Origin of the sequence: Proteiniphilum sp., assembly GCF_040307845.1 — a bacterium.
Classification (GTDB): domain Bacteria; phylum Bacteroidota; class Bacteroidia; order Bacteroidales; family Dysgonomonadaceae; genus Proteiniphilum.
Window position 1 is genome coordinate 1 of record NZ_JAWRIS010000063.1, and the last position, 2,783, is coordinate 2,783.

The following is a 2,783-nucleotide window of genomic DNA, read 5'->3' on the forward strand; positions in this document are numbered from 1 at the left end:
TAAAGGGAAGCAAGAACTCTACAACCTGTCACTAAAAATTCTGGATAAGGATAAAAATCTTATAGATTCGATCTCTACCCGTTTTGGCATACGTGAAATCACTTCCAATACGGATACTCCTGATAAATCCCGAACATTTTACATAAACGGGAAACCTATTTTTATAAGAGGAACAAACTGGCTCCCGGAAAACATGCTCAGAAACTCGGAAGAACGTACATATGCGCAACTTCGCTATACAGCTCAAGCCGGGATAAACCTGATACGTTTTTGGGGAGGAGGCATTACAGAATCCAATTATTTCTTCCAACTATGTGATGAATTGGGAATCATGGTCTGGACGGAATTCTGGATGACTGGGGATACCAAACATCCTGTCGATGAGAGTATCTATTACAATAACGTGACCTCAACAGTCAAACGGATTCGGAACCATCCCTCTTTAGCGTATTATGTTTCTTCCAATGAATCCACAGAAATGTCCTATACCGAAGCATTAATCCAGAACCTGGATGGAACCCGCGGATATCAAATGCAATCGGAATGTTGTGGCGTTCACGATGGTAGTCCATATAAGCAGGTCAATATCATGTGCCATTACGAAAATACAGCTTCAGACAGAGGTAGTCGTATAGACGGCTTTAATCCTGAGTATGGTGCACCATGCCTGCCAACAGTAGAATGTTTACGTGAAATGATGGACGAAAAAGATTTGTGGCCCATTAATAAGGAGGTATGGGATTATTCGGATGGTAACGGATTTCATTTAATGACCGGAATGTACCACGATATGGTAAATGAGTACGGAATTTCGAAAAGTATAGATGAATTTGCAGAAAAGGGTCAATTTGTGGGAGCTTTTAATTATAAAAGTATATGGGAGGTATGGAATTATAACAAATTGAACCAGGGTGACCGCTATTGTTCCGGATTTTTATTTTGGTATCATAATCCCCCAATTCGTCAGGTTTGTTCGAGAATGTGGGATTGGTCGTTGGAACCGACGGCAGCACTTTATGCCGCACAAAATGCTTGTGAACCCTTGCACCCCCAATTTGATTTTTTGAGAAACACGGTTTCTGTAGTCAACGATTATTACCGATCTTTTACGAATTATAAAGTGCTGGCTGATGTGTATGATTTGAACGGGAAAAAAGTTTTCTCAAAAGAAATGATTGTGAATCTACCGGAGGATGGAGTTGCAAAAGATCTTTTTACGATAGATTTTCCACCAACTATTACGAGAGTTCACTTTATTAAGTTGAGGCTTCTGGATGAAAAAGGCACGGAAGTGGGCAATAATTTTTATTGGCGATCTAACTCGCATTACGAAGGACGTAAAACATTAACAGGGCCAACAACCTCCGGCTTTCAGGATTTATCAAAGTTAAAACAGACTAAATTGGAGATAAGCTATCGTGAACATAAAGAAGAAGAGAGTTATTTAATAGACATAGAGGTCAAAAATACTTCATGCACAATTGTATTCTTTACACAACTTCAACTTCTTGATGAGAATGATAAGCCAATACGTCCATCTTTTTATTCCGATAATTTCTTTTCACTGCTACCCGGAGAAAGAAAAGCAATTCGAATCGAAACAAACGCTCAGAAATTAGCCGCGAACTCAAAACTTATTTTAAAGGGATGGAATGTAAAAAAAGAAATTTACAATTTGCGTCACCACTAAAAAATTAGGATAACAATTCCCACTACAAATTTTATAACTACTATAATTTTTGCTTATTTATGAAAAAAAATTATTCAATTTTTATTTTACTGCTTATTACAGTTTTAGCCGGATCCTGTAGTAATGCAAAACAACAGTCCTCAGAAGAGAAAGCTAAATTACCCCAATGGGCCATAGGACCTTTTGAACGTCCTGAAAATCCTAATCCTATTATTTCTCCTCTTCCGACGAAGTTTTATTGCCCGATGAAGGGTGATACTATAAAATGGGAAGAAAGCGATACTTTCAATCCTGCAGCAACAGTGAAAGAGGGAAAGATCGTAGTGCTTTACAGGGCCGAAGACAATTCAGCTCAAGGGATTGGTAAGCGTACGTCCCGTATTGGGTATGCCGAATCGAAAGACGGCATAACGATGGAACGCCGTACAGAACCGGTGCTTTTCCCCATGGAGGATGCTTTCAAATCCATCGAGTGGCCGGGAGGTTGTGAGGACCCCCGGGTTGCCATGACAGAAGATGGGCTCTATGTAATGCTTTACACAGCATGGAACCGGGAGACGCCCCGTCTGGCCGTAGCGACATCCTGCGATTTAATTCAATGGGAAAAGCACGGCCTCGCTTTTGGCAAAGCCTATAATGGGCGCTTCGAAAACCTGGCCTGCAAATCGGCATCCATTGCCACTAAAGTAAAAGATGGTCAATTAGTTATTACAAAATTGAATGGAAAATACTTTATGTATTGGGGCGAACATGCTGTATGTGCTGCCGTTTCTGACGATCTTATCAATTGGGAACCCGTACTGAATGAACAAAATGAATTGAAGGAAATCGCTAAACCTCGAGAAGGATTTTTCGATAGCAAACTGACCGAGTGTGGGCCACCGGCAATTATTACTCAGGATGGGATCGTGTTGATGTATAATGGTAAAAATGGAGATGAAAAGGATGGAGACACAGATTATCCGGCAGGCTCTTATTGTGCCGGACAGTTTCTATTCGATCTCAATGATCCTTATAAAATATTGGATCGTTTGGATAAACCGTTTTTCTATCCTGATGCACCGTTTGAAAAGAGTGGACAGTATAAAGACGG

At 40.3% G+C, this 2,783-nt stretch carries 2 protein-coding genes; both read left to right on the forward strand.

The features are described from left to right. On the forward strand, positions 1-1,690 hold a 1,690-nt coding region (locus ABV001_RS16940), incomplete at its 5' end, for a glycoside hydrolase family 2 protein (RefSeq protein WP_352423894.1). A gap of 59 nt (positions 1,691-1,749) precedes the next feature. Next, positions 1,750-2,783, forward strand: a 1,034-nt coding sequence (locus ABV001_RS16945) for a beta-1,2-mannosidase (RefSeq protein ID WP_352423895.1), incomplete at its 3' end; no start/stop codon positions are given.